We start from the raw sequence: 25,962 nt of genomic DNA, 5'->3' as shown, positions 1-25,962 counted from the left end.
GCAAAACAAACCCGTAAAACTACGTGCGGCGAATATACTGGAGCTACGCGATCGGGTAATCTGGCCCTACTGCGTACCGGGCTTTCGGGCTGATCTGCGGTATCTGGTTCATCCGCGCCCGCCGGGTCTCGTGATTCCTGCGCGTCGCATCTTAGTGAAAGGACATGTCATGGACGGCACGTTCAACGAAAACGATCTTTCCCGCGTGGTCGAGGCCGACCGCGCCCATATCTGGCACCACCTGATCCAGCACAAGCCGTTTGAGACGAACGATCCGCGCATTATCGTCGAAGGCAAGGGCATGCGCGTCTGGGATCAAAAGGGCAAGGAACACCTGGATGCCGTCTCGGGCGGCGTCTGGACGGTGAATGTGGGCTATGGCCGCGAATCCATCTGCAAGGCCGTCTACGACCAGTTGATGAAGCTGTGCTATTTCGCCCAGTCGGCGGGCTCGATCCCTGGCGCGATCTTTGCCGAAAAGCTGATCGAGAAGATGCCGGGCATGAGCCGGGTCTACTACACGAACTCGGGCAGCGAGGCGAACGAGAAGGCGTTCAAGATGGTCCGTCAGATCGCCCACAAGAAATACGGCGGCAAGAAGACCAAGATCCTGTATCGCGACCGCGACTATCACGGCTCGACCTTGGCCGCGATGTCGGCGGGCGGCCAGGACGAGCGCAATGCGCAATACGGCCCCTTCGCGCCAGATTTCGTACGCGTTCCGCACTGCATGGAATACCGCAAGCACGAACTGGACGGCGCACCTGACGAGAACTTTGGCGAATGGGCCGCCGATCAGATCGAAGCCGTAATCCTGCGCGAAGGCCCCGACACCGTGGGCGCGCTGTGCCTTGAGCCGGTAACCGCCGGCGGCGGCGTGATCGAAGCGCCCGAGGGCTATTGGCAGCGCGTGCAGGAGATCTGCAAGAAATACGACATCCTGCTGCATATCGACGAGGTCGTCTGCGGCGTGGGCCGCACCGGCACCTGGTTTGGGTACCAGCAATATGGCGTGAAACCCGATTTCGTGACCATGGCCAAAGGCGTGGCCTCGGGCTATGCGGCGATTGCCTGCATGGTGACCACCGAAGAAGTCTTTGACATGTTCAAGGACAATGCCGACGATCCGATGAACTACTTCCGCGACATCTCGACCTTTGGCGGCTGCACCGCAGGGCCGGCGGCGGCGATCGAGAACATGCGCATCATCGAAGACGAGAACCTGCTGGCCAACTGCGCCGCGATGGGGGATCGCATGATGGGCAACCTGCGGGCGCTGATGGACAAGCACAAGGTCATCGGCGACGTGCGCGGCAAGGGCCTGTTCCTGGGGGCCGAACTGGTGGCGGATCGTGCGACCAAGGAACCGGTGAACGAGAAACTGGCCCAGGCGGTCGTGGCCGACTGCATGGCGCAGGGCGTGATCATCGGCGTCACCAACCGCTCGGTGCCGGGCAAGAACAACACGCTGTGCTTCTCGCCCGCGCTGATCGCAACGGCAGACGACATTGACCAGATCACCGACGCCGTGGATGGCGCGTTGGGCCGCGTGTTCGGCTGACGGCGTTTGACGGCCGACCGGCGCGTTCGGCGCGCCGGTCTTTCACTCGCCCCGGCCACCTCGAACCCCGCGCAGCGAGGTGACGCCGATCTGGGCCATGGCGATGTCCATCTCCTCGGACAGTACCTCCCACAAACGGTGCAGGGCGGCCTCGCCGCCCGCCGCGATGGCGAATTGCAGGACACGCCCAAAGAACAGGAAATCGGCACCAGCCATCAGCGCCTTGAGCGCATCTTCACCCGACCGCAGGCCGCTGTCGTAGAACAGCGGATAGTCTTCGCCGACCGCCGCCCGGATCTGCGGCAGGACCGAGATCGGCGCGGGCGCGCTCTCCAACTGACGGGCGCCGTGGCTCGAGACCTGAATGGCGTCGACACCGGCAGCCTTCAGCGCAACCGCGTCTTCGACATCCAGTACGCCCTTGACCACCAGCTTGCCCGGCCACCGGTCCCGCAACCGCGCCAGCGTGTCCCAATCGGCCTTTGCACGGCTTTCGGTGCGGTCGAACGCGAACCCCTCCATCAGGAAATTCGCCATCTGCGGCTTGCCCTGCAGCAGGGTCGAGATCGACCAGCGCGGATGCAGCGCAAAATCCAGAAACTGCCGTGGCCCGATCCGGAACGGCATGCGGAAGCCGTGGCGCAGTTCGCGCGGGCGGCGGCCGACTTCGGGCACGTCAACCGTCAGGATAAGGGTCTTGTAGCCCGCGGCCTTTGCCCGATCGACCAGCTTGAACGTGCCGCTGCCATCGCCGCTGAAATACAGCTGAAACCAGGCATGGCCCCGGGCCTCTTCGATCAGCACCTCCATCGGTGTCGAGGCCACCGTGGAAACGCCCAACGGCACCCGGTATTGCGCCGCCAGCCGCGCCAGCATCAGGTCGGCGCCCGGTGCGGACAGGTTGCACATGCCCATGGGCGCAATGCCGAAGGGCCTTTCGGCCGGTTGCCCGAACACGCGGGTCGCCAGAGACCGGGTACTGACATCGCGCAGGATCCGGGGCCGCAAGGTCATCGCGTCCAGCGCCGCTCGGGTGCGCCGGGCGCCGGCCTCGGACCCGGCGGCCCCGTCGATATAGTCGAACACCATCCACGGCAGACGCCGCCGGGCCAACCGGCGGGCATCTTCGGCGCTGTGGATGGCGCTTGCGCCCATCAGGCCTGAACGGCCTTCATGAAGCGGTCGCGGATGACGACCGGGTCCATCGTGATCGGCGGCATCTTGGCGTTTCCGCTTTCACATTTGCTGACGATGATGGTCATCTGGCGGGCGTCCAGCGCCTCTTGCAGCACGCGGCCGGTCTCTTCGGCCTGGCATTCGATCACGCGCTCGCAGCCCGCCGCTTCGGCCATCTTGGCCAGCGAGGTCTTCTGCCCCGCATAGGTCGGCTGATCACCGGTCGAGCCGTAGGAGCCGTTGTCGATGATCAGCAGGATATAGTTGTCGGCCACGTTGTTGGCGATAGTCGGCAGGGTCCCCAGATTGGTCAGGATCGAGCCGTCGCCGTCGATGACGATCACCGGTTTTGGCTGGGCCAGCGCCAGCCCCAGACCGATGCTCGAGGCCAACCCCATCGTGCCCAGCATGTAGAAATTGGTGGGCTGATCGTCGATGGCATGCAGTTCCTGGCTGGGGATGCCGATGTTGCACACGACTAGTTGGTCACGTAGGATCGGGGCGATTTCCTTCAGGATTTCAGAACGGATCATTGGTCGCCATAGCCTCCCCAGAAATTGGCGTCGGTCAGGATCGCGACGGGCTTGTTGCACATGAAGGTGTATTTCAGGATCGCATCCAGCTCGGCCACGTCTTCCTGATGGTGGAAATGGTAGGTCGGGATGTGCATCTGCGCCAGCAGGGCCTTGGTGTGAACGGCCATCTCGACCTGGCAGGCGATGGGCTCGCGCAGTTCGCCCCGATACGAGATCAGCATCGGCAGCGGCATCCGGTAATACTGGATCAGCGTCGCCAACGTGTTGATCGTGACCCCGATCGCGGTGTTCTGCATGATGATCGCGGGTCGCTTGCCGCCCATCCAGGCCCCGGCGCACAGGCCCATGCCCTCGTCCTCTTTGTTCGAGGGGATGTGGTAGATGGCGTCATGGGCGTCGATCTCGGCGATGACGCCGGCCAGTTGCTTGCACGGCACCGTGGTGACGAACGAGATGTCGTTGGCCACCAGATCTTCGGTGATCTTCTTGTCTATGTTCATGTCCAATCTTCTGTTCCTGGGTTGGGGCGCCGAGGGCGCGATGGACGGGTCAGGCCCTGCGGTGGACGTGGACGGCACATTTTGCATGCCGCACCACGCGCGACGCGGTGGAGCCAAGGAAATAGTCGGTCAGGCCGGGCCGGTGCGAGCCGATGACGACGCAATCGAACCCGTGGTCATTGGCATAGTCGATGATCGTGCGCGCGGTGTGGCCCTTGACCAGTTCGGGCTTTACATCCGGCAGGCCTTTCAGCTTTTCCATCAGGACTTCGCGGGCCCGGGCAAAGCCTTCGGCCACGGCATCCTTGTCCAGATAGACGCTGACCGAGCCCTGAGGCATCTCATAGACATGCAGAGCCACGATCTCGGCGGATCCGCCGCCCAAGGCACGGGCGATCTCGAGCGTTTGCGGCGAAATGCCGTGATCAAGCGCCATGGGGACAAGAATTTTTTTATACATGGTTACCTCCAGTTCCGGGCGGTCAGGCCCACGGGGACAGCACGATTTTCGGAACCGCGACCTCGCCCGAGCGTAGCTGGGCAAAGGCCCGGGCGCCATCGGCCAGATCGCGTTCTTCGATCCAGTCCAGAGGACCCAGCGCGCCGTCAAAAATGGCCTGGGCGGTCTGACGGAAATCCTGCGCGGTATAGGTGTAGGTTCCGATGAAGGTGATCTCTTGCAGGGTCATGCGCCGCACGTCCAGCCCACCGGTGTCCTCGCCCAGGCCCACATGCGCGATCACCCCGCCGGGTCGGGCCCGTTCCGATGCCACCGCACGGGTGGCGGCAAAGCCCACGGCGTCGACCACGATCGGGAAATCGCCTTGCGCTTCGGGTACGACATTGGCGCAATCCAGCCCTTGCAAGAACGTCCGCCGCAGGTCGTTGGGTTCGACCACGGTCACATCCACGACATTCATCGCTCGCAAAGCCAGCGCCGCCGCAAGGCCAATCGCCCCACCCCCGATCACCAGCGCACGACGCTCCATTGCCGGGTGCAGCGCCTCGAGCGCGAGGCGTGCGGCGTGCCAGCTGACGGCCAGCGGCTCGGCCAGGGCGGCCTTGGCAAAGGGAACGTGATCCGGCACCTCGACCAGGTTGCCCCAAGGCATCGAAACATATTGGGCAAAGGCGCCTTCGCGCGGGGGCATCGAGATGATCTGACGGTCGGGGCACAGGTTTTCTCGTCCCGCTTGGCAGGCCGGACACTGCCCGCATGTCACCAGCGGATTGATCGTGACCCGCGTTCCGGCCTTGGGACCGCCGATCACTGTTCCCGCCGCCTCGTGCCCCAGGATCAAGGGCGCCGGGCGGCGCGCATCATGGCCCAGATATGCATGCATGTCGGACCCGCAGATCCCGACGGCCTCGACCCGGATCAGTTGCTCGCCGGGTTGCGGCGCAGCGTCCGGTACGTCACGGTAGGCCAGGTGTTCGACGCCTTCATAGACCAGAGCCTTCATTTCGCCGTGAACCCCCCGTCAACCATCAGGATCTGCCCGGTGACATAGTCAGATGCCTGCGCGCACAGAAAAAGGATCGGCCCGTCGATGTCGTCCATGCGGCCATTGCGACCGATGCAGGTCTGCGCCGCGTTGCGGGCCGCGCGGGCGGTGTCATCGAACACCGCCTTCGTCAGCTCGGTCGGAAAGAAGCCCGGGCCGATGGCGTTGGCGGTGATCCCGTGCGGCGACCAGGCTTCGGCCATGGCGCGGGTCAGCTGGGCGATCCCGCCCTTGCTGGCCCCGTAGGCGATCCCGCCGGGAAAAGCCCGCGTCGTCTGCAGCGAGGCGAAATTCACGATCCGACCCCAACCGCGCGCCTTCATCGCAGGCACCATGGCCTGGCTGAGGAAGAACGGGGCACCGAGGTTCAGGCCCAGCGTCGCGTCCCAGCCTTCCGGCGTGACATCATCAGCGGCCTGTCGCGTGTTCACCCCGGCGGCATGAACCACGATATCCGGCGCGCCGAACGGGGCCGAGATTTGTTCGACCAACGATGGCAAGCCACTTCGGTCGGCTACGTCACCTGCGACCACCGCAGCGCTTGAACCGATCTCGGCCTGCAACTCGGCCAGTGCCTCGGCCCGGCGGGCAACGCCCACCACCCGCGCGCCCGCAGCCGCCAGCACCTGCGCAACGCGCCGGCCCAGACCCGAACTGGCGCCCGTGACGCAGGCCACCCGGCCGGTCAGATCGAACAGGTCGCGGGGGTCATTCATCTGCGGTCAGGTCAAAGTTTTCGTCCGGGAAATACTTGGCCAGACGCACATCGGCGGCGCGGGCGTGGCCCTCCATCCCTTCCAGCCGCGAGATCCGCGCGGTCGCCTCGGCGATGGGTTTCGAGCCCTCGCGCGTGGCCCGCTGCCAGGTGACGATTTTCATGTATTTGTGCACGCTCAGCCCACCGGTATAGCTGGCCGCGCCCGAGGTGGGCAGGACGTGGTTCGTACCGGTGGCCTTGTCGCCATAGGACACGGTCGTTTCTTCGCCCAGGAACAACGAGCCATAGCAGGTCAGGCGATCCAGCCACCAATCCAGATCCGCGGCCTGCACGGTCAGATGCTCGGGGGCGTAGTCGTCTGAACACGCGGCCATCTCTTCGCGGTCCGCGCACAGGATCACCTCGGCATAGTCGCGCCAGGCGGCGGCAGCGTTGTCGCGGTTCAGCTCGGGCAGATCGGCGATCAGGGTCGGAACCAGATCCATCACCCGGGTCGCCAGATCGCGGTCATCGGTCACCAGCCAGACGGGCGAGTTGTAGCCATGCTCGGCCTGGCTGACCAGGTCGGTGGCCACGACGAAGGGATCGGCCGTGGCATCCGCCAGGATCAGGCTGTCGGTCGGGCCGGCGATCATGTCGATGCCGACCTTGCCGTACAGAATGCGCTTGGCCTCGGCCACGAACTGGTTGCCCGGCCCCACAAGGATGTTGGCGCGCGGCAGCCCGAACAGGCCATAGGTCATGGCGGCCACACCTTGCACGCCCCCCATGGCCAGGATGCTGTCAGCGCCGCTGATATGGGCAGCGTAGACGATCGCCGGGGCCACGCCCTCACCCGGGCGGGGCGGCGAACAGGCGGTGATGTGACGGCACCCCGCCACTTTGGCGGTGGTCACGGTCATGATGGCGCTGGCGATGTGGCTATACCGCCCGCCGGGCACATAGCAGCCCGCCGCATCGACCGGGATGGCCTTTTGACCCGCGATAAAGCCCGGCACGATTTCCAGCTGCACATCCGACACGGTGGCCTTCTGCGCCTCGGCAAAGCGGCGCACGTTGTCCTGGGCAAAGCGGATATCGGCCTTGAGCTTTTCCGGCACCCGGGCGCAGGCGGCTTCGATTTCCTCGGGTGTCATCAGCACGTTGCCCTCGAACTTGTCGAATTTGGCCGCGTATTCCAGCGCCTTGGCGTCTCCGCCGGCCTCGATGTCGGCCAGGATGGTCTTGACCGTGTCATGCACCTCGGACGCGTGGGATTGTGCGGTCAGGGTGGCCTTCTTGAGGTATTCACGCGACATGTTCAGAAGATCCTATTGGTAGATTTCAGGAAGCAAAGTGGTCGACAGCGCCGGAACGTAGGCGATCAGGATGACGACGATCAGCATGGTCAGCACGAAGGGCACGGCGCGGGCTGCGATCTTGAGGATGGATTCACCCGTGATCCCCGACACCACGAACAGGTTCAGCCCCAGCGGCGGCGTGATGAAGCCAACGCCCAGTGCGGTGATCATCATGATGCAGAACTGGATCTCGTTCATGCCGATATTGTCCGCCAGCGGTTTCAGGATCGGGGCAAGGATGACGATATTCGGTGTCGTCTCCATGACGCAGCCGGCCGCGATCAGAATGCCGATCATCAGCAGGATCAGCAGGAAGGGATCCTCGGTCAGCGAGGTCACCGAGGCCACGAAGCCCTGCGGCACGCCCATGATCGCCAACGCCTCGGCGAGCGGGGCCGAGAAAGCGATGATCGGCAGGATCACCCCGTTCACCTTGGCCGAGCTGACCAGCATCGACGGGAAGTCCGCCAGCGTCAGCGTCCGCAGGATGAACCCCATGATGATGGTGACGACAACGGCAGTCGCGCCCGCCTCGGTCGGGGTCAGGCGACCCGAGAAGATGCCATAGAAGATGATGCCCGGCACGATGAAGGCATACCAGCCCGATTTCAGCGCCTTGCCCAGATTGGCCAGCCATTCGCCCATGGTCATCATGCCGCCGCCCTCATAGCCATAGAGACGGTTCATGATGATGTTGGTCACGAGGATCGAGATCAGGATCGCCAGCCCCGGGATCAGGGCGGCCAGGAACAGGGTCGAGGCCGAGATGCCCAGCACGAGCCCGATGATGATATAGGCGATCGAGGGCGGGATCAGGATCCCGGTACAGGCCCCCGCCGCCACCAGCGCACAGGCATAGGGGCGCGGATAGCCGCTTTCGACCAGTCGGTTGATCGTCATCCGACCCACTGCCGCCGCCCCCGCCGCGTCAGACCCCGAAATGGCTGCGAACATGCCGCAGACCAGAACCGTGGCCGAACCGAACCCGCCCTTGGCAAAACAGGTCAGCGCCTCGGCCACGTCCAGAAACTTGCGAGACAGCCCAGTGCGCACCAGCACGTCACCGGTCAGGATGAACAGCGGCACCGCAGTCAGGGCAAAGGCGTCGATGCCCGTGAACAGGCTTTCGCCCACAAGGCTCAGCGGCAGGTCGCCCGACATGATCAGCATCACGATCGCGGCCGAGCCGATCGCGGCCCAGACCGGAACCGCCAGCGCGATCAGGCCGACGAACAGGATCACGGGCAGGTAGAAATCCCAGCCCAGTTCGACTGTTTGGTTGAGAGAACTCCACAGCATCCGGTTTCTCCTCAGTCAAACAGCTTATCGCCTTCAAAGACGGGCGTGCCGTCACGAAGGCTTTTGATGTCGTTCATCAACGATTGGATCAGGCGCCAGATCATCAGGGCAAAGCCCATAGGCACCGCCATTAGGAACCAAACCTTCGACACCCGCAGCCCGTCAGTGACCGAGCCGAACTTGGCCGAGACATGCACCGCCTCGTAGGACCAGTAGAGCGCGATGACCGCCACCGCGAACATCACCAGATCACCGAAGATATACAGCACCGCCTTGGGCCGCGGGCCGAGGTAATGCATGATCACGTCGATCCGGATATGGGCGCGTTCCTTGACCGCCGCCGCAGCGCCGACCCAGGCCAGGTAGATGAAGGAATAGCGGACGATCTCCTCGCCCCAGATCGAGGAATAGGCGAAGATCTCGCGCCGCAGCACCTCGATCGCCATCGTGATGACGAGCATTACGTAGAACACCAGCAGCAGCCAGCGTTCGGCGTTGCGGTCTATGGTTTTGAGTAACGACATCGCTTCCCTCGGCAAGGCTGGGGGGATGGGCCTGAAGGATCAGGCCGTGCAGGTCTGGAAAAAAGGCGGGCGCACGTCCGGCGCCCACCCGGTCCGTATCAGGCGTCGTGGACGTAGTATTTGCCTTGGGTGCCGGCCGCTTCGACCAGCTTTTCGAAGGCGTCCATCGATCCGGCCAACTCGGTCTTGAAGGGGTCCCATTCCGACCGCTGATAACCGCCGGCCTCCTGCCACTCGGCCAGTTGATCGTCGGTCAAAGAATGGAACTCGACCCCGGCCTTGTTCAGCTCGGCCATGGCATAGGCGCGGGCCGAGGGGACCTTGGCAAGGTTCTGATGGCTGGTCATCTCCGAGCCCCACATGATGCCCTCTTGCACATCGGCCGGCATCGAGTTGAACCATTCCAGGTTGCAGGAATAGACCTGGCTGTCCGGCACCGCCTGGGTGAAGGTGACGTGAGACAGAATGTCCTTGAAGCCAAACACATAGAGCGCACCGACCGACGGGTCGAGCGCATCCGCCACACCCTGCTTGATGGCCGAGGGGGTCTCACCCCAGGCAACGGGCGTCGGGTTGGCACCGACCATGCGATAATACTGCTGCAGCATCTTGGACCCGGGCACGCGGAATTTCACGCCGCTCATGTCCGAGGGGGTAATGATGGCATTTCCGCCCTGGCGTACAGCCACAACGCGCGGGTCGATCACGACATAGAACAGCGCTTTGAAGCCTGCGGCCTCGACCTTGGGGTGCACTTCGTTCTTCCAGGTGTCGGAATGCACCAGATTGGTGAACCGCTGATTCGAGCCGCACAGATACGGCATGTTGATCAGGTCCACGGTCGAAGCGAAGGGTGCGAAGTTCGACAGCGAATGCTGCGCGGCCTGGATGGTTCCGCCCTGCACCTTCTGCACCAACGCGCCGCCCGCGCCCAGCTGCCCGCCCGGGGCCAGCTTGACATAGACTTTGCCGTTGGTTGCGTTCTGGATGTTCTCCTTTAGATCCAGCTGCATGATCGGATAGCTGCGCGAGGCGCCCAAAACATAGGCCGTGGCCACCGTCATCACATGCTCGGCAGCTTGTTCGCGCTCCTTTTCCTCCTTCGCGGTCTGCGCCGCAGCCTCGGATGACCACAACACGCCGCTTGCGCCCGCCACCAGTGCGGCCGTGAACGCGCCACTGGCACTGAGTTTCAGGAAATTGCGGCGTTCAGCTGACGCCAGTTCCAGTTGATCTTTGTTCATTGATTGCCCTCCCATTGGAAAAATTCAGCCGCCGTTCTCCTCGCGTTCGGCCTCTTTTTTCAGAATTGCGACAACGAACAGGATCGACGCCGCGAACAGAACCAACATCTCACCCACATCCCCAAGAAACGCGCGGCCTGCAAACGCACCCAGCGCTACGTTCGCGAAATAGACGACGAAGACGATGGCGGATGCGGCAAGAAACATGTTCGGGACCTTGAATGGAATCGGCTCTGGCTACATTTGTAAGCGCTTACATGAAAAATGCAAGCGTTTACATTTCGACTTTCAACCCCAAATGGAACCGGATAGAATTGAATAAAACGAAGATCAGGTTCGGAAATGCCAAAGCAGAAAGCCGCCCCGACATTGGATGACGTTGCCAGAAAGGCGGGCGTTTCCACGGCTACGGTTTCGCGTTGCATCAACACCCCGGACAGGGTGGTCGAAGCGACCCGCAAACGCGTGCAGTCGGCGATCGAGGCCCTGGGCTATACACCGAATTTCGCGGCTCGGGTCATGGCAGCCAAGCGCACGTTTACCATCGGCGCGATCATCCCGACGATGGAAAACGCCATCTTTGCGCGCGGTCTGCAGGCCTTTCAGGAAGAGCTGCACCAACATGGATACACGCTTCTGGTGTCAAGTTCGGCCTACAAACCGGCAACCGAAGAAGAGCAGATCCGAACTCTGGTCGCCCGCGGCGCCGATGGCCTGCTGCTGATCGGTCACGACCGGGCGCCGCACATTTACGAATTCCTTCAACGCCGCGATATTCCGGCGCTGGTTGCGTGGTCGTTTTCCCCGGACGGGCGTCTGCCCTCCATCGGTTTCGACAACCGGGCGGCCATGTACGAGCTGGCGAAAAGGGTCCTCGACCTCGGGCACATTCGGCTTGCGGTGATATCCGGCATCACTCACGGCAACGACCGCGCGCGCCTTCGACTGGACGGGGTGCGCGACGCTGTTCGGCAGCACGGGCTTGACCCGCAGGTGCTTCAGGTCATCGAGACCCCGTACGAGATCGAAAACGGCGCCGAAGCGTTCGCGGATCTCATGTCGCAAGACATGCCACCGACTGCTGTCATGTGCGGCAACGATGTTCTGGCCGCTGGCGCCATGCTCAGGGCTCAGGATATGGGGCTGAAAGTGCCGCAGGATGTCTCGATCACCGGGTTCGATGACATCGAACTGGCCCGGATCCTGCGCCCGGCGCTGACGACCGTGCATGTGCCGCATCGGCAAATGGGTGGAAAGGCCGCCAAGGCATTGATCGAAATGGTTGAAAAAAGGGCCCCCGCTGCCGGTGAACACCTCTACACGCATATCGTCAAACGGCAGTCCCTGGGTCCTGCCAACTCGGTGTGATCCGTGTGACTGGATCAGGCGGCCTGGTCTTCCATCGTCCGGAAATCACCCTTCAGCCACAAATGCCGTTTGCACATCGGCTCGGTAAAATACTGCCGGATCAAGCTGCTGAGGGCCTTGTGGATCAGTTTTGAGGTGGTGTCCGGATAGACCTCGGTCGTGAACAGGGAAACGATCCTGACAAAGTTTCGACCCGGAAAAGGCGTTGCCCGGACCGAGTCATGATAGCGATGCGCCCGGTGGAAGCATCCAGCGGTGGTGATCGCCCATCCGCTACCTTCTGCCACCAGCCCCATGATCGACTGGTTGCATTCCAACTCGAACCGGTTGGGCAGGTTGTACTTGTTGCGCGTCAGCTGGATCTCGATCTGCTTGCCGATCGTGTAGTCACGCGAATACCGCAGCAGCGGCAAGTCGGAATGGGGCGAGAACAGGTCCTGAATGTCTCCCTTGAACTTCTCGGGCACGATCACGATGAACGGATCACGCAGAAGTGGGTACTCGATCAGCCCCTGCGTGCCGCCCGGCGGTCGGGTCGCCACACCTGCGTCCAGCTTGTGTTCCTGCAATTTCTCGATGATCTCGTGGCTGGGCCGTGTGAAATGCCGGAAATTGCACCGCGGCAGCGCATGGGCCAGGAACCGGATCAGTTCGGGCGCAATCTGGTTGTCGAAATCATCCACCAGGGCCAGCCGCAGATCGGTGGCGTGGCGCCAGTTGCCAGACCGGATCTCGGCCTCGCCCCGCTTCAACACGGTCAGGCCATCCCGTACATAACGCGAAAATACCTCGCCAGCCGGTGTCAGGCTCATCGGACGGCGACCGTGATCGACGAGGCCGACGCCCAAAGCGTCTTCGAGACTGCGCAGATGGTTGGACACGGTGCTGATCGACAGGCCAGTTTCCGAGGCCACCTGTTGAATCGACCCAGACTTGGCTACCAGGCGAAACACCTCCAGCCAACGCAGGCTCAGCGGTTTGGACACAGGGCAAAACCCTCCTGCAATTTCGATTTCCTCGAAACTAGCGAAACAGAGTTTTGGCTTTCGGGCAATGGTGAATGTTGGCCACCCGCTTTAGCTGCGCATGTGGGTGAAGTCGGGATCGTAGGGACAGGCAGGGATCACCCGCGCCGGAACCCTGTCACCACACAGGTCCAGCATCATCTCGCTGCCTTCGGTGGACAGGTGCGGCTCGACAAAGGCATGTGCCAGGTTCAGCCCGGTGCGATGCCCCCAGTCGCCCGAGGTCACCGTTCCAACCACCCGATCCCCGGCCATCAGCGACGCGCCGGGATGCGCGGGCGCGTGCGTGGCCTGCACTTGCAGCGCAACCAACTTGCGCGACGGCCCGTTGGCCTGCCGTTCGATCAGCGCCGCGCGCCCGATGAACTCCGGCTTGTCCAGCCGGACAAAGCGGTTCAGCCCGGTTTCAAACGGGTCGAACTCCGTGATCAGATCCGCCTTCCAATGCAGGAAAGTCTTCTCCATCCGCATCGACTCGACCGCCCGCGCGCCAAACAATTGCAGGCCAAAGGCCTGTCCGGCCTGTCGCAGCGCAAGATAGGCCGCGTAGAGCGAGGCGTTGGGTACATGGATCTCATAGGCCAGCTCACCCGAAAAACTGACGCCCATCACGGTGGCGGGCGCGATCCCGACAAAGCACTCGCGAACGCTGAGCCACGGGAAGGCGTCCCGCGACCAATCCCCGCGCGAACAGGCCGACAGCACGTCACGCGCCCGTGGTCCGGCCAGAACCAGGATGGTCTGGTCGTTGGTCAGGCTACGCAGGTGCACGTCCTCGCCAGCTTCGATGTGTCGGGACAGCCAATCCATGTCATGCAGTTCGGCCGCGGCGGCCGAGCCGTACCAGACGCGATCCGGCCCCCGGTCGCTGGCGGGCAGATTGGCAATGGTCGCCTCGGCCTTGACCATGCCCTTGTGGTTCAGAAGATAGGCCAATCCCACCCGCCCTGGTCGACGGGGCAGCGCGCCGCAGATCATCCGGTCGAGGAACGCATGCCGGTCGGCACCGGTAATCTCGATCCGGTTGAACCCGTTGACCTCGGCCAGCCCGACATTCTGCTGCACATTGGCGACCTCGGCGGCGATCACGTCGAATGTTTCGTCAAAATCGAAACTGAGCGTCGGCGTGAAATCGGGCGTGGGCTTGATGTACTCGACTCGCTCCCAACCATTCACCACGGCAAACGCCGCGCCCTCGGCGGCCAGAACCGGGGTCAACGGCGTTGTCTTGGCGGGCCGCCCGGCGGGACGGTGTTCGTGCGGAAAGTGAAAGCGGAATTCGTTCTGGTAGTCCTCGATCGCCTTCAGCGCGGTCAGCTCGACATTGGCGTGCCCGGCGAACCGGCGCGGGTCGAGGCACCAAGTGTCATAACAGGCCTCGCCATGCACGATCTGCTGGGCCAGCAGCCAGCCGTGGCCGCCCCCCTCGCCCAGCCCGGCCCGCAGGCCGATGATGCAGAATGCGTTACGCTTGCCGGGGATCGGTCCCACTAGGGGAGCGCCGTCGATCGTGTAGGTGATCGGGCCGTTGACGACCGTGTGGATCCCCGCCTCCATCAGGGCGGGCATGCGGGCAAACGCGCCTTCCAGCACATCGGTAACCCGGTCCAGATCGTCCGGGCACAGCGCGTTGACGAAGTTCGGGTCGATCCCGTCCATGCCCCAGGTCTTGCAGTCCTGTTCGTAGAACCCCAACAGCAGCCCGTTCTTTTCCTGCCGGCAGTAATAATCGCTGATCGGGCAGCGCAGGAGCGGCATACGGTGGCCGGCATTGCGGATCGCGGGGATTTCCTCGGTCAGGAAATACTGGTGCTCCATCGAGGCCACGGGATGGTGCACGCCCATCATCGCGCCCACCTCGTTCACGCGGTAGCCACAGGCATTCACCACGATGTCGCAGTCGATGTCGCCGTGCTCGGTATGAACGGTCCAGGTGTCGTCTTTGTGCTGGGTCAGGGCCGTGACTGGCGTGTTGCGATAGACTTCGGCCCCGGCCTTGCGCGCCCGCCGCGCCAGCGCCTGACACAGCTGGGCGGGGTCGATGTCCCCGTCCAGCGGATCCCACAACCCGCCCAGCAGATTGTCGGTGGAAATGAGCGGGTGGCGACGGGCGCATTCCTGCGCGTCGATCACCTCGAAATGCACGTCCATCCCCCGCGCCATCGAAGCGAAATGGCGATAGCCCTGCATCTGCGCCTCGGTATTGGCCAACCGGATGCCGCCGTCGCCATGGTGGTAGTTGATCGGGTAGTCCGGGTCCTCGGCCAGTTCCTTGTACAGGCGGATCGAATGCGACTTGAGCCCCACCATCGTCTGGTTCATTCCGAAATTCGTCACCTGTGCCGCCGAATGCCATGTGGTGCCGGATGTCAGCTCGTTTCGCTCCACCAGAACCACGTCGCTGCAGCCTTCTTGCGTCAGGTGATACAGGGTTGAACAACCGGCGATTCCGCCGCCGATCACCACGACCTTCGTGCGCGATTTCATGGGTGTGCTCCTTCTGACGTTCCCCAAACCCTGCCGAACGGCGCGGCGGGCGGGCAATGGCGCAGTCACCGGTTCCGAAAAATCGAAACGGGGATTGAGATTTCTCAAAACGGCATTTCCGCTTTGGCCGCACCCCGCGTTGCCGCGTAATCTGCAGGGCAGGATCGGATCAGGAGCCTTCGGAGATGCCAGAACAGGGCAAACGCGGCGGGCGGCGCGCCAGGCTGGCGCAACGGGCGGCCAAACCGGCCTTTGACCCCTGCGCGCCCGGCCAGATCGGCGGGCAGTACAAACCCCTGACCTTGCCCGAGATCGCGGCGATCCACGACACCGCCCTGCGCCTGCTGGAAACGCTGGGCATGGGCGAGGTGCCCGACCGCCTGGCACAAGACCTGATCGCCGCAGGTGCGCGGCCAGGCCCGCCGGGACGGCTGGTCTTTCCTCGCACGATGGTCGAAGGCGCGGTCCGACAGGCCGCCAAACGCTTTACCCTGCACGGGCGCGACCCGGCCCGGTCGATCAAGGTGGGCGGCGACCGCGTGCATTTCGGCACCGGCGGAGCGGCGGTCCAGACGCTGGACCTGGACAGCGGGCTTTATCGCCCGTCGACCCTGGCCGACCTGCATGATTTCACCCGCCTTCAGGACACGCTGGCCAATGTCAGCTGGTTCACCCGATGCTGTGTCGCCACCGACGTGCCGGACAATTTCGATCTGGACGTGAATACCGCCTATGCGCTGATCCGGAATACCACCAAACCGGTAGCGACCTCGTTCACGCTGGCCGAACATGTCGCGCCAATCATGCGGATGCTAGACATCGCCGCCGGAAGCCAAGACGCCTTTGCGGAACGCCCGTTTCTGAAGGCGCATATCAGCCCGGTGATCTCGCCCTTGCGGTACGGCGAAGATGCGGTGGACGTGGTCTATGAATGCATCGCGCACAACATCCCCATGTCCTGCATCACAGCAGCCCAGGCCGGGGCGACCGCGCCCGCCACCATGGCCGGGTTTCTGGCCCAGTCGCTGGCCGAAACCCTGGCCAGCCTGGTCATGGTCAACGCGATCCGGCCGGGCTTTCCCATGGTGTTTTCGAACTGACCGTTCATCATCGATCTGCGCACCGGCGCTTTTTCGGGCGGCAGTGGCGAAACCGCCGTGTTGAACGCGGCCTCGGCCCAGATCACCAACTGGCTGGGGCTGCCCTCGGGCGTGGCCTGTTCGATGACCGATGCCAAGGCCATCGACGCGCAATACGGCGCCGAAAAAGGCATCACCTCGCTGGCCGCAGCACTGGCCGGCGGCAATTTGATCTACGAAAGCTCGGGCATGACGGCCTCGCTGCTGGGGGTCAGCTTCGAGGGGTTCGTGCTGGATGACGAGATGCATTCGCACACCTATCGCGCCCTGCGCGGGATCGAGGTGACCGAAGAAAACCTGGGCTTTGACGCGATCTGCCAGTCGGTTCTGGGCGAGGGCCATTTCCTGGGCAGTGCCCACACCCATGCAGCGATGGAGCGCGACTATTTCTACCCCGCTCTTGCCGATCGGGCCGAGCCGCGCAGCTGGCAGGACAGCGGCGCACGCGATGCCTGGTCCAACGCCCGCGACCGCGCGCGTGAAATCCTGCGCACGCATCACCCGCAATACCTCAGCCCCGAACAGGAGGCCGAGATCCGAACCAATTTCCGGATTCTGTCCTGATCCGACGCCGTTGTGTCGCGGACCGGGTGTTTTTGGCGCGGGCTTGCCGCTAGGCTCGGGCAAACGACGACACAGGGGGCCCCATGGCAAATGCGTTCTTTCAACCCGTCTCGGCGATGGAGCTGGCGCGCTTTGCCGGTGTCCCCACTTTCATGCGCCTGCCGGCCCTGACCCCGGACGACGACCGGATGGATCTGGTCGAGCTTGGGCTGGTCGGCATCCCCTGGGACGGGGGCACCACCAACCGGCCCGGCGCACGACACGGGCCACGGCAGTTACGCGACCAGTCCACCATGATCCGCGCCATGAACCCGGTGACCGGGGTTGCCCCGTTCGAACTGGTCAACTGTGCCGACCTGGGCGACGTGCCCCCCAACCCAGTGGATATCGAGGATACGTTGGACCGCATCACCCGCTTCTACACCGACCTGATGCTGCGCGGCATAGTACCCCTGACGGCGGGCGGTGATCACCTCACCACCCTGCCCGTCCTGCGGGCGCTGGCCAGCGAGGGCCCGCTGGGACTGATCCAGTTCGACAGCCATACCGACCTCTTCGACAGCTATTTCGGCGGGCATAAATATACCCACGGCACCCCGTTCCGCCGCGCAGTCGAGGAAGGGCTGGTCGATCCCGAACGCTTCGTGCAGGTGGGCATTCGCGGCACCGCCTACAACACCGAGGATATCGAATGGGGCGAGGCGCAGGGCATCCGCATCATCCGCATCGAAGAGCTGTTCGACCGCGGCATCGACGATGTCATGACCGAGGTCCGCTCCATCGTCGGCGACGCGCCCTGCTATTGCACCTATGACATCGATTTCGTGGACCCCACCCATGCCCCCGGCACCGGCACACCAGAGATCGGCGGCCCCAACAGCTTTCAGGCCCAGCAGGTCATCCGCAAGCTGGAAGGGATGAACCTTGTGGGCGCGGATCTGGTCGAGGTCTCGCCGCCCTTCGACCCATCGGGCGGCACCGCATGGCTGGGCATTTCGCTGATGTTCGAACTGCTGTGCGTGCTGGCCCAGGCGATCGACGCGCGGCGCTAGGCCCGGGCGACATTCTCGGCGATCATCGAGATCATCTCGAACATCACCGCAGCCGCCGTCAGCGCGGTGATGTTGTTGGGGCTATCCTTGGTCGGCATCATGCAGACCACATCGCCGCCGACGATGTTGAGCCCCCGCGCGGCATGCAGGATGCCCACGGCCTCGTCGATGTCAAAACCCTTTTCGCCGGGTTCCAGGTTCGACACCCCCGGCGCGATGGTCGGATCCAGGCAGTCGAGATCGAAGGTAATGTAAACCGGCCGGTCGCCCAGAACCTCGCGCGTTTGGGCCACCACATCGGCCAAGCCACGCTGGCGGAACTCGCGCATGGTGACGATGTTGTAGCCATAGTCATATGAAGGCTGCAGCCAGTCCAGGCTGCGCGGATGCCCCCGCAATCCGATCTGCATCGACCGGGTCGGGTCCACCTGCCCCTGATCGGCCAGGTAAGCTCCCCAATGCGCAGCCGACTTCTTGGCCCCCAGGAAATGATCGACTTTGGTGAACACATCCGTATGCGCGTCCAGATGCAGAAAGCTGACTGGTTGCCCGCCCGCCAGTTTGCCTCGGCCCAGCGCCTGTACGATCCCACCCGTAATCGAGTGATCGCCGCCCACCGAAACGGGCCGCGCCCCGGCGGCGTCGATGTCACGGTAGAAGGCGGTGATGCGCTCGATGCAGTCCTCGTTGTCGTTGGCGCGCGGGAACGGCACGTCGCCCACATCGGCAGTGCGCGCGCTTGACCACGGATCGATCTGGAACAACGAATGCACCCGGCGCTGCACGGCCGAGACATGACGCAGTGCACGCGGGCCCAGATGCTGGTCGCGCTCGGTGGTGCCGTTGCCGGCAGAATGCGGCACGCCCACAAGGGCGATATCCTGATCCTGCGGCCCCACATGGGGGCACCGGAACAGGGTGGGCACGCCCCACCAGTACAGGTTGTCCATCATGGATTGTTCGTAGCGGTCCGCCATCGTGTCTCCCCGCCCTGAAATGAAACCGCCCCCACGGGTGACCCGGGAGGCGGCTGTCGCGTCAGATCTTTTCGTCTTCGCGTCGGAAGGCGCCCTGAACGATGCGGTCCATGACCATGGCCAGGAACAGGATCGCAAAACCGCCCAGCAGGCCCGGGCCCTTGGCCGCGTATTGCAGCGCCTCAAGGATTTCCTTGCCCAGCCCCCCGCCGCCGATCAGCGAGATGATCACGACCATCGACAGACACATCAGGATGGTCTGGTTCACGCCGGTCATGATCGACGGCAGCGCCAGCGGGATTTCCACGTCCTTCAGCAACTGCCATTTCGAGGCACCAAAGGCCACGGCGGCCTCTTTGATGCTTTCAGGCACCCCGCGCATGCCCAGCGCCGTCAGGCGGATCACCGGCGGCATACCAAAGATGATCGTAGCCAGGATACCCGGCGGGTTACCGGTGCCAAAGAAGGCGATGATCGGGATCAGATACACGAAGGCCGGCAGGGTCTGCATCAGGTCCAGCACCGGCTCGGCCGCGCGATAGGCGCGTTTTGATTTGCCGAACCAGATGCCCAGCGGAATACCGAAGGTGACGCACAGCAGCACGGCCGCGCCCACCAAAGCCACCGTCTCCATCGCCACGTCCCAATAGCCCAGCAGCGCGATATAGGCCAACGACGCGGCAGTGAAGATCGCCACGCGCGGTCCCGCCGCGCGCCACGCGGTCACGCAGATCACCAGCATGACCACCGGCCAGGGCGACCCGATCAGGGCCACCGTCAACCCGTCCAGAACCGAGCGTACACCGGCAACGATCCCGTCGAAAATGTCTCCGCCTGCGGCAGCTGCAGCGTCGATCCGGGCCTCCATCCAACTGGCCAGGGCCGAGAACAGCGTGCCCTGATCAGGCCCGAGGATCATTTCCGACACTGCCTTTTCAGGGAAAGCGTCCAACAGAGGCAGCGATGCGTTCACAGTGAATTTGTACACGATCAGCGGACCGATCGCTGCCACCAAAACCGCGCCTAGAACCGTGTTCCGGGTCGAGCGGCCGCTTTCGGTGCTTTCGGGGTCGATCCGCCAGTTCGAATACTGTTTTTCGTACACCCGGTCAGCGTAGAACCCCTGCACCAGCTTGAAAACCAGCAGCATCAGAAGACCGGTGACCATGATCCCCAAGGCTTCGGACTGCGCCAGTTGCGCTTTCTCAAGGCTGCTGTCCGCCGCTTTCTGGATATTTGCGGCCAGTTTGTTGAATCGGTCGATGTCTGCCTTCTCGGTTGCATCCGCCGCGCGAGCCAGCAACTCGTTTGCGCGTTCCTGCTGACGGGCCGCGCGTTCGGCCAGATCTGCCCCCGGGTTGCCCCAAGCGCCGCGACCGATCTGCACCCAAGCGATGATCTCAAGGATCAGGAAGGTCCAGAACATCCCCCAGATCGCCCGCGAGGCGGACCAGAACGGCCCCAGCACCGCCGCCCACAAGTTGAACGTGTTCGGGATCGGACTGGTCGCATCATGGATCTTGTGAAAGGCTTTGACGTAGTAGTCACCATTAGGGCCTGCGAATTCGTGGATCGACCGATCCAGCGCCTCGCGGTCCACCTCGATGTCGGAGGCGGCCGTGACTTTCAATTCCGTGGTTGCATCAGTCATTTTTGCCCCCCTGAATTCCGCGCAGCAGGCGTGGTTTGGTCACGACGCCCACATCCTGACCGCCGTCGGTGATCACCACCGGAAGCTCGGTGTTCACGGCCAGATCGATCAGTTGGTCGAGGTCTGCGCCCTCATCCGCGCGCGGCGCGCCATCCAGCGGGCCGGAGTAACTGTCCAACGACTCCATGATCGAATGCGCCTTGACCAGTTTGAGCTTGGATATGCCCTGCACGAACTCGCGCACATAGTCATCGGCCGGGTTCATCACGATGTCCTCGGGCGTGCCGATCTGGACGATCACACCGTCCTTCATGATGGCGATGCGATGACCGATACGGATCGCCTCGTCCAGGTCATGGGTGATGAACAGCGTGGTCTTTTTCAGCTGTGCAACCAGAGCCTTGAACTGGTCCTGCAACTGCAACCTGATCAGCGGGTCCAGTGCCGAGAACGGTTCGTCCATCAGCAGGATTTCCGGGTCCGAGGCCAGCGCGCGCGCAATGCCTACGCGCTGCTGCATCCCGCCCGACAGTTCCTTCGGCAGCCGGTCCTCATAGCCGGTCAGATCCACCAGGCCCAGCGCGTGATCGGACACTGCCCAACGCTTGGATTTCGAGACTTTGCGGATCTCCAGCGGATAGGCCACGTTGTCGCGCACCGAGCGGTGCGGCATCAGCGCCATGTGCTGGAACACCATCCCGATCTGCTGGGCGCGGATGCGGCGCAGTTCGGACTCGGAGATCTTGGATACGTCCTGCCCCATGATCTCGATCTTTCCGGCCGTGGGCTCGATCAGGCGATTGACATGGCGCACAAGGGTCGATTTGCCCGAACCCGACAGGCCCATGATGCAAAAAATCTCGCCACGTGGCACTTCGAACGTGGCGCCTTGAACGCCGACCACGCAATTGAATCTTTCAAGAACTTCAGGTTTTCCAATACCTTCATTTCGGACTGCGGCCATGGCTTCTTCGGCCCGTGCGCCGAAAATTTTCCAGACATTTTCTAGTTTTACGACAGGTTCGTCCATTTGCCCCTCATCTACGGGGTTGCATCCCGGCAAACAGGCAAAGGGCCGCCGCGATCAGTCGCGACGGCCCCCTGCGTTTCTGATTTAGTTCGTCAGCCAGCCGATAACGGTGTCTTCGTTTTCAGCCACCCACTGGCGGGCGAAATCGGCTGCTTCCACGTTGTCCACGGCCAGCGCCTTTCCCATCGCGCTCAGATCGTCACCCTGCATCTGGTAGTTGCGGAACAGGGCCGCGACCTCGGGGTGGCTTTCCTCAAGCTCTTTGGCGTAGTGCAGGTGCAGAGTTGCCCCGTTCCACGCGGTCGAGGCCTCGGACTTGTCCAGCCAATCCGGGTCATCGGTGGGCTGAACGATCGTCCAGGTGGCCGGATCATGCGGTGGCTCTTCTAGCACGGTCAGTTCCTGCGTCACAAAGATGTAGTGCGGGCTGTAGCAGAACCCGATCCACGGATCACCGGCCTTGGTCGCGTTTGCCAGGTTGGCATAGGCGATGGTTTCCTCGTACTCGGTCAGCTCAAAGATCTGGTCATAGCCGTAGGATTTGGCGCGGATCTTCTCGACCACGGTCGACGCCCAGCCGGGCGCGCCGATCCAAACCTCGGGAGTGCCGTTTCCGTCAGTGTCAAAGATCGCCATCTTGTCCGGATCGCTCAGGTCGTCGATGGATTTGATGTCATATTCCTCGGCAATGTAGGTCGGAACGCACATACCCTGCTCGGCCTGGACCGGGTTCTCGTTCATCACGACGGTGCCTTTTTCTTTGACATAGGTGTCGTGCAGGTTCTGCTGGTTTGGCATCCAGACTTCGGGGTGGACGTGCATCGCACCCGAATCCATCGCTTCGAACACGATGGGGTTGGTGCCGTTCTGCAATTCGACATCGAGGCCGAGGTTGTCTTCGATGACAACTTCAAGAATGTGCGCGGTGGCATTCACCGACGCCCAGTTCGGTACGCCGATCACGATATCCGCGGCAACCGCAGGCATGGCAATCGCCATCGATGCGCCCCCAAGCAGCATGGTCAATTTCTTCATGGCATTTCTCCGTGTTGGTCATCTGCGGTGCTGGTCTTGCATCACGCCCCCAGCCCGGTTGGGACCGCCGCGCGCATGCCAGCATCTCGGTTGTTTTCGCGCACGGCCATTCAAAGGACCGCTGCATGAAAAATGAAGCACGCGGGCCCGAACCCTTTCAAGCGCCACGATCTGATGCGGTCACATGTGCGACTTTATCTAATACCTGTTCCGACTTTTTCGAAATAATGCCCGGCCGTTTTTGACGCCGGCAGTCTGGCCGGTTGCGCCAACGAAAAAGGCCGTCCCATGCGGGACGGCCTTTCTTTCACTGTCTCTCGAAAGAAGATCAGGCAGCCAGAGCGGCCTGTGCCTTGGCAACGATCGCGCCGAACGCTTCCGGTTCGTGCACGGCCAGGTCGGCCAGGACTTTGCGGTCCACTTCGATGCCGGCCAGGTTCAGGCCGTTGATGAAGCGGGAATAGGTCAGAGCTTCGTCATGCGAACGAACAGCGGCGTTGATGCGCTGGATCCACAGAGCGCGGAAGTTGCGCTTGCGGTTCTTGCGGTCGCGGGTTGCGTACTGGTTGGCCTTGTCGACGGCCTGACGGGCAACCTTGAAGGTGTTCTTGCGGCGGCCATAGTAACCTTTGGCGGCCTTGATGACCTTCTTGTGACGGGCGTGAGTTACGGTTCCACCTTTAACGCGGGACATATCGGTATCTCCTCTTAGCGGTCGTAGGGCATGTAGCCCTTGACGATCTTGGCGTCGGGGGCGGACAGGGTGGTGGTGCCACGGGCGTCGCGGATGAACTTCTTGGTCCGCTTGATCATGCCGTGCCGCTTGCCGGCCTGAGCCGACATGACCTTACCGGTCGCGGTCACCTTGAAGCGCTTCTTGGCGCTCGATTTGGTCTTCATCTTGGGCATTTCCGTCTCCTTTCAGGGTTCGGTCCGAAACGCGACTCGGCATGCCACATCGGCCGGTCGCGCGATCAGATGCGCCGTTTACGCAAGTTCGGTCATGCTGGCAAGGGGTTTTTGACCCGGTTTTTCCCTTTTCGCACCGGTGTCGGGAACCGGGGCGGCAGGGCCGCCCCGGTTGGTATCATCAGTCGGCGAACTTGCGGATTTCGCCGCTTTTCAGCCGCGCACTGTACGAGGCCAGTTCCTGGCGCACCACTTTCATCAGGAAGTAGAGTGCAAAGACGTTAACCACGGCCATTGCAAAGATCGCCGCATCCGAGAAGTCGATGACCGGCGTCAGGTTGGCCGCCGCCCCGATCACTACGAAGATGCAGAAGATGATCTTGAACACCAGTTCCTTGGTGTGGCCTTCGCCGAACAGATAGGTCCAGGCCTTGAGGCCATAGTAGGACCAGCTGATCATGGTCGAGAAGGCGAACAGGATCACCGCGACGGCCAGGATGTAGGGGAACCAGCTGAAGGCGCTGCCGAAGGCGGCCGAGGTCAGGCTGACGCCCGCGTTTCCATCCACGGTTGCGATCGCCGTGCCCTCTTCGTTCAGCATGTACAGGCCGGTTGCCGGATCGATCACCAGCTGCTGGGTGATGATGATCACCAACGCGGTCATGGTACAGATCACCACCGTGTCGATGAACGGCTCGAGCAGCGAGACGAAGCCTTCGGTGATCGGCTCCTTGGTGCGGACGGCCGAGTGCGCGATGGCCGCCGAACCCACTCCTGCCTCGTTCGAGAAGGCGGCGCGTTTGAAGCCTTGGATCAGGGCGCCGACCATGCCGCCGGCAACGCCCAGACCGGTGAAGGCACCGGCGAAGATCTGACCGAAGGCCCAGCCGATCTTGTCGGCATTCATGCCAATGATGACCAGCGCGGTCACAACATACAGGATGCCCATGAACGGCACGACCTTCTCGGTCACGCGAGCGATCGACTTCAGGCCGCCCACGATGACCATGAAGACAACGGTCGCAAAGACCAGGCCGGTGATCCAGCCGGGATAGTCGCCGACGATACCCGCGATCTGCTGGTGCGCCTGGTTGGCCTGGAACATGTTGCCCCCGCCCAGCGCGCCAAGGATACAGAAGATCGAGAACAGGACCGCCAGGATCTTGCCCCCGGGCAGCCCCAGCTCGGCAAAGCCCTTGGACATGTAGTACATCGGGCCGCCCGAAACGGTGCCGTCCTCGTACTCGTTGCGGTACTTCACGCCCAGCGTACATTCGGTGAATTTCGACGCCATGCCCAGAAGGCCGGCGAGGATCATCCAGAAGGTCGCTCCGGGTCCGCCGATGCCGATCGCCACCGCGACGCCCGCGATGTTGCCCAAGCCGACCGTACCCGACAGCGCCGTTGCCAGCGCCTGGAAGTGACTGACCTCGCCCGCATCGTTGGGGTCGGAATAGTCACCTTTGACAAGGCTGATCGCATGGCCGAAGAACCGCATCTGCACAAAGGCGAAGTACAGCGTGAACACCGTTGCGGCCACGACCAGCCACAGCACGATCCACGGGAAGCTCGTGCCCGGAAGCGGCGCGAAGATGAAGCTGACGAAGGGGCCCGTCAGATTTGAGAAGGTCTGGTTGATCTTTTCGTCCAGACCGGGGGCCTCCTGCGCAAGTGCGGGGTTGGCCAGCAGGGCCGCGGCCGCACCGGACAGGCCCAGAGTTTTGATCGATTTCATGTCTGCTCCTCCCCTCAGTTTACGACCGTGACCGGGACGTCGGCATGCATGACCAGATTCTGGGTCGAGCTGCCGAAGATGCGTTTCTTGAACCCGTCGGCGGATGACCGGCCGACGACGATCTGCGATGCGCCGTTCTTGACGGTGATCGCGTTCAGCGTTTCGGCCACGTCACCATGCCGGACGACGCCCTGTGCGTTGAAGCCTTCGGCCTTCAGCGCTGCCACTGCGGGTTCGACCACGCGGCTGTTCGCAAGGGCGATTTCTTCCTCGCGCCGCTTGTGCCGCAGGGCGTTTTCCTCGGGCGTCTGGAATGTGTAGGGCGACCATTCGATGACATAGGCGACAATCAACTCGCACTCGTCGATCCGCTTTGCCAGGGTCTTGGCAAATTCGAGAGCACGTTCGCCGGTCTCTGTCCCGTCCAGTCCTATGACAATTTTCGTTGTCATCTCGTTCCTCCGTTTTTTGTTGATTTGGCCGAGGCCCGTGCCCCCGGCAGGGCAGCCGGAACCTGGAACTCGTCGTCGAGACTGCCCTGTGGTCAAGTATCAGGAATAATCACTAGGGAAAGGGGATGATTTTGG

Annotated in this window: 24 protein-coding genes and 1 pseudogene; 4 read left to right on the top strand and 21 right to left on the bottom strand. The window is 62.8% G+C overall.

The features are described 5' to 3' along the window. Nucleotides 1-169: 169 nt before the first annotated feature. Nucleotides 170-1,561, top strand: coding sequence for an aminotransferase family protein (locus tag AC2FMN_RS13405; RefSeq protein ID WP_496688722.1), 1,392 nt, complete (start codon nucleotides 170-172; stop codon nucleotides 1,559-1,561). Between the two features lie 42 nt (nucleotides 1,562-1,603). On the opposite strand, the gene AC2FMN_RS13400 is transcribed toward AC2FMN_RS13405, so the two are convergent. The 11 genes from AC2FMN_RS13400 to AC2FMN_RS13350 all read right to left on the bottom strand — a co-directional run bounded on the left by AC2FMN_RS13400 (nucleotide 1,604) and on the right by AC2FMN_RS13350 (nucleotide 10,610). Then, a complete protein-coding gene (locus AC2FMN_RS13400) occupies nucleotides 1,604-2,716 on the bottom strand; it encodes an alpha-hydroxy acid oxidase (RefSeq protein WP_496688720.1) in 1,113 nt (370 codons plus the stop codon). After that, nucleotides 2,716-3,270, bottom strand: a complete 555-nt coding sequence (gene comE / locus AC2FMN_RS13395) for a sulfopyruvate decarboxylase subunit beta (protein WP_005981189.1) — start codon at nucleotides 3,268-3,270, stop codon at nucleotides 2,716-2,718. The genes AC2FMN_RS13400 and comE overlap by 1 nt, the downstream gene beginning before the upstream one ends. Then, nucleotides 3,267-3,773, bottom strand: a complete 507-nt coding sequence (gene comD / locus AC2FMN_RS13390; RefSeq protein WP_496679396.1) for a sulfopyruvate decarboxylase subunit alpha — start codon at nucleotides 3,771-3,773, stop codon at nucleotides 3,267-3,269. Before comD ends, comE begins: the two co-directional genes overlap by 4 nt. 49 nt (nucleotides 3,774-3,822) lie before the next feature. Further along, nucleotides 3,823-4,233 (bottom strand): universal stress protein, encoded by a 411-nt coding sequence (locus AC2FMN_RS13385; RefSeq protein WP_149776325.1) that lies wholly within the window; start codon nucleotides 4,231-4,233, stop codon nucleotides 3,823-3,825. A gap of 22 nt (nucleotides 4,234-4,255) precedes the next feature. Further along, a complete protein-coding gene (locus tag AC2FMN_RS13380) occupies nucleotides 4,256-5,236 on the bottom strand; it encodes a zinc-dependent alcohol dehydrogenase (protein WP_496688718.1) in 981 nt (326 codons plus the stop codon). Next, nucleotides 5,233-5,994 (bottom strand): SDR family NAD(P)-dependent oxidoreductase, encoded by a 762-nt coding sequence (locus tag AC2FMN_RS13375; protein WP_496688716.1) that lies wholly within the window; start codon nucleotides 5,992-5,994, stop codon nucleotides 5,233-5,235. The genes AC2FMN_RS13380 and AC2FMN_RS13375 overlap by 4 nt, the downstream gene beginning before the upstream one ends. After that, nucleotides 5,987-7,294 (bottom strand): histidinol dehydrogenase, encoded by a 1,308-nt coding sequence (hisD, locus tag AC2FMN_RS13370; RefSeq protein WP_496688714.1) that lies wholly within the window; start codon nucleotides 7,292-7,294, stop codon nucleotides 5,987-5,989. Before hisD ends, AC2FMN_RS13375 begins: the two co-directional genes overlap by 8 nt. Nucleotides 7,295-7,306: 12 nt before the next feature. Next, on the bottom strand, nucleotides 7,307-8,635 hold the full coding sequence (locus AC2FMN_RS13365) for a TRAP transporter large permease (RefSeq protein WP_496679407.1): 1,329 nt from the start codon (nucleotides 8,633-8,635) through the stop codon (nucleotides 7,307-7,309). An 11-nt stretch (nucleotides 8,636-8,646) separates the two neighbouring features. Continuing rightward, entirely contained in the window at nucleotides 8,647-9,159 is a 513-nt protein-coding gene (locus AC2FMN_RS13360; protein WP_496679409.1) for a TRAP transporter small permease, read from the bottom strand. A gap of 98 nt (nucleotides 9,160-9,257) precedes the next feature. Then, nucleotides 9,258-10,403, bottom strand: a complete 1,146-nt coding sequence (locus tag AC2FMN_RS13355) for a TRAP transporter substrate-binding protein (protein WP_496679410.1) — start codon at nucleotides 10,401-10,403, stop codon at nucleotides 9,258-9,260. 24 nt (nucleotides 10,404-10,427) lie between these two features. Then, nucleotides 10,428-10,610, bottom strand: a complete 183-nt coding sequence (locus AC2FMN_RS13350; protein ID WP_170365134.1) for a hypothetical protein — start codon at nucleotides 10,608-10,610, stop codon at nucleotides 10,428-10,430. A 135-nt stretch (nucleotides 10,611-10,745) separates the two neighbouring features. On the opposite strand from AC2FMN_RS13350, the gene AC2FMN_RS13345 reads away from it, so the two are divergent. Further along, nucleotides 10,746-11,771 carry a LacI family DNA-binding transcriptional regulator gene (locus AC2FMN_RS13345; RefSeq protein WP_496688713.1) on the top strand — a complete coding sequence of 342 codons (1,026 nt, stop codon included), beginning with the start codon at nucleotides 10,746-10,748 and terminating at the stop codon, nucleotides 11,769-11,771. Between the two features lie 14 nt (nucleotides 11,772-11,785). Here AC2FMN_RS13345 and AC2FMN_RS13340 read toward each other — a convergent pair whose 3' ends face one another. Together AC2FMN_RS13340 and AC2FMN_RS13335 are read right to left on the bottom strand one after the other, a co-directional pair. Then, nucleotides 11,786-12,757 (bottom strand): LysR family transcriptional regulator, encoded by a 972-nt coding sequence (locus tag AC2FMN_RS13340; protein ID WP_496679415.1) that lies wholly within the window; start codon nucleotides 12,755-12,757, stop codon nucleotides 11,786-11,788. 90 nt (nucleotides 12,758-12,847) lie between these two features. Further along, nucleotides 12,848-15,283, bottom strand: coding sequence for a GcvT family protein (locus AC2FMN_RS13335; RefSeq protein WP_496688711.1), 2,436 nt, complete (start codon nucleotides 15,281-15,283; stop codon nucleotides 12,848-12,850). Nucleotides 15,284-15,468: 185 nt separating this feature from the next. Here AC2FMN_RS13335 and AC2FMN_RS13330 point away from each other — a divergent pair. Together AC2FMN_RS13330 and AC2FMN_RS13325 are read left to right on the top strand one after the other, a co-directional pair. Beyond that, nucleotides 15,469-16,986 (top strand): annotated as a pseudogene (locus AC2FMN_RS13330) (trimethylamine methyltransferase family protein). A gap of 83 nt (nucleotides 16,987-17,069) precedes the next feature. After that, nucleotides 17,070-18,038 carry an agmatinase gene (locus AC2FMN_RS13325; RefSeq protein WP_496688709.1) on the top strand — a complete coding sequence of 323 codons (969 nt, stop codon included), beginning with the start codon at nucleotides 17,070-17,072 and terminating at the stop codon, nucleotides 18,036-18,038. Here the strand turns inward: AC2FMN_RS13325 and AC2FMN_RS13320 are convergent. The 8 genes from AC2FMN_RS13320 to AC2FMN_RS13285 form a co-directional block, all read right to left on the bottom strand. After that, nucleotides 18,035-19,015, bottom strand: coding sequence for an arginase family protein (locus AC2FMN_RS13320; protein WP_496688707.1), 981 nt, complete (start codon nucleotides 19,013-19,015; stop codon nucleotides 18,035-18,037). The genes AC2FMN_RS13325 and AC2FMN_RS13320 overlap by 4 nt on opposite strands. A 61-nt stretch (nucleotides 19,016-19,076) precedes the next feature. After that, nucleotides 19,077-20,666: an ABC transporter permease gene (locus AC2FMN_RS13315; RefSeq protein ID WP_496679425.1), complete on the bottom strand. Its 1,590-nt coding sequence runs from the start codon at nucleotides 20,664-20,666 to the stop codon at nucleotides 19,077-19,079. Further along, on the bottom strand, nucleotides 20,659-21,696 hold the full coding sequence (locus AC2FMN_RS13310) for a quaternary amine ABC transporter ATP-binding protein (RefSeq protein WP_496679427.1): 1,038 nt from the start codon (nucleotides 21,694-21,696) through the stop codon (nucleotides 20,659-20,661). Before AC2FMN_RS13310 ends, AC2FMN_RS13315 begins: the two co-directional genes overlap by 8 nt. Before the next feature lie 84 nt (nucleotides 21,697-21,780). Next, nucleotides 21,781-22,731 carry an ABC transporter substrate-binding protein gene (locus AC2FMN_RS13305; RefSeq protein ID WP_496679430.1) on the bottom strand — a complete coding sequence of 317 codons (951 nt, stop codon included), beginning with the start codon at nucleotides 22,729-22,731 and terminating at the stop codon, nucleotides 21,781-21,783. 328 nt (nucleotides 22,732-23,059) lie between these two features. Continuing rightward, nucleotides 23,060-23,425 carry a 50S ribosomal protein L20 gene (gene rplT / locus AC2FMN_RS13300; protein WP_093965154.1) on the bottom strand — a complete coding sequence of 122 codons (366 nt, stop codon included), beginning with the start codon at nucleotides 23,423-23,425 and terminating at the stop codon, nucleotides 23,060-23,062. A gap of 14 nt (nucleotides 23,426-23,439) precedes the next feature. Beyond that, nucleotides 23,440-23,640, bottom strand: a complete 201-nt coding sequence (gene rpmI / locus AC2FMN_RS13295) for a 50S ribosomal protein L35 (protein ID WP_039523697.1) — start codon at nucleotides 23,638-23,640, stop codon at nucleotides 23,440-23,442. A 181-nt stretch (nucleotides 23,641-23,821) separates the two neighbouring features. After that, a complete protein-coding gene (locus AC2FMN_RS13290) occupies nucleotides 23,822-25,375 on the bottom strand; it encodes an alanine/glycine:cation symporter family protein (protein ID WP_496679432.1) in 1,554 nt (517 codons plus the stop codon). A 14-nt stretch (nucleotides 25,376-25,389) separates the two neighbouring features. Next, on the bottom strand, nucleotides 25,390-25,827 hold the full coding sequence (locus AC2FMN_RS13285) for a universal stress protein (protein ID WP_496688705.1): 438 nt from the start codon (nucleotides 25,825-25,827) through the stop codon (nucleotides 25,390-25,392). Nucleotides 25,828-25,962: the final 135 nt, after the last annotated feature.

This window comes from Ruegeria sp. BHSC037 (genome assembly GCF_059613045.1).
This window is presented reverse-complemented; position numbering and strand designations above follow the sequence as displayed.

Coding starts and splice junctions, on each gene's coding strand:
- AC2FMN_RS13305 (WP_496679430.1), bottom strand. CDS start 22,731: ATGAAGAAATTGACCATGCTGCTTGGGGGCGCATCGATGGCGATTGCC.
- AC2FMN_RS13320 (WP_496688707.1), bottom strand. CDS start 19,015: ATGGCGGACCGCTACGAACAATCCATGATGGACAACCTGTACTGGTGG.
- AC2FMN_RS13350 (WP_170365134.1), bottom strand. CDS start 10,610: ATGTTTCTTGCCGCATCCGCCATCGTCTTCGTCGTCTATTTCGCGAAC.
- AC2FMN_RS13355 (WP_496679410.1), bottom strand. CDS start 10,403: ATGAACAAAGATCAACTGGAACTGGCGTCAGCTGAACGCCGCAATTTC.
- comE (WP_005981189.1), bottom strand. CDS start 3,270: ATGATCCGTTCTGAAATCCTGAAGGAAATCGCCCCGATCCTACGTGAC.
- AC2FMN_RS13285 (WP_496688705.1), bottom strand. CDS start 25,827: ATGACAACGAAAATTGTCATAGGACTGGACGGGACAGAGACCGGCGAA.
- AC2FMN_RS13365 (WP_496679407.1), bottom strand. CDS start 8,635: ATGCTGTGGAGTTCTCTCAACCAAACAGTCGAACTGGGCTGGGATTTC.
- AC2FMN_RS13315 (WP_496679425.1), bottom strand. CDS start 20,666: ATGACTGATGCAACCACGGAATTGAAAGTCACGGCCGCCTCCGACATC.
- AC2FMN_RS13290 (WP_496679432.1), bottom strand. CDS start 25,375: ATGAAATCGATCAAAACTCTGGGCCTGTCCGGTGCGGCCGCGGCCCTG.
- AC2FMN_RS13385 (WP_149776325.1), bottom strand. CDS start 4,233: ATGTATAAAAAAATTCTTGTCCCCATGGCGCTTGATCACGGCATTTCG.
- AC2FMN_RS13405 (WP_496688722.1), top strand. CDS start 170: ATGGACGGCACGTTCAACGAAAACGATCTTTCCCGCGTGGTCGAGGCC.
- AC2FMN_RS13310 (WP_496679427.1), bottom strand. CDS start 21,696: ATGGACGAACCTGTCGTAAAACTAGAAAATGTCTGGAAAATTTTCGGC.
- comD (WP_496679396.1), bottom strand. CDS start 3,773: ATGAACATAGACAAGAAGATCACCGAAGATCTGGTGGCCAACGACATC.
- rpmI (WP_039523697.1), bottom strand. CDS start 23,640: ATGCCCAAGATGAAGACCAAATCGAGCGCCAAGAAGCGCTTCAAGGTG.
- AC2FMN_RS13345 (WP_496688713.1), top strand. CDS start 10,746: ATGCCAAAGCAGAAAGCCGCCCCGACATTGGATGACGTTGCCAGAAAG.
- AC2FMN_RS13360 (WP_496679409.1), bottom strand. CDS start 9,159: ATGTCGTTACTCAAAACCATAGACCGCAACGCCGAACGCTGGCTGCTG.
- AC2FMN_RS13325 (WP_496688709.1), top strand. CDS start 17,070: ATGGCAAATGCGTTCTTTCAACCCGTCTCGGCGATGGAGCTGGCGCGC.
- rplT (WP_093965154.1), bottom strand. CDS start 23,425: ATGTCCCGCGTTAAAGGTGGAACCGTAACTCACGCCCGTCACAAGAAG.
- AC2FMN_RS13380 (WP_496688718.1), bottom strand. CDS start 5,236: ATGAAGGCTCTGGTCTATGAAGGCGTCGAACACCTGGCCTACCGTGAC.
- AC2FMN_RS13400 (WP_496688720.1), bottom strand. CDS start 2,716: ATGGGCGCAAGCGCCATCCACAGCGCCGAAGATGCCCGCCGGTTGGCC.
- AC2FMN_RS13335 (WP_496688711.1), bottom strand. CDS start 15,283: ATGAAATCGCGCACGAAGGTCGTGGTGATCGGCGGCGGAATCGCCGGT.
- AC2FMN_RS13375 (WP_496688716.1), bottom strand. CDS start 5,994: ATGAATGACCCCCGCGACCTGTTCGATCTGACCGGCCGGGTGGCCTGC.
- hisD (WP_496688714.1), bottom strand. CDS start 7,294: ATGTCGCGTGAATACCTCAAGAAGGCCACCCTGACCGCACAATCCCAC.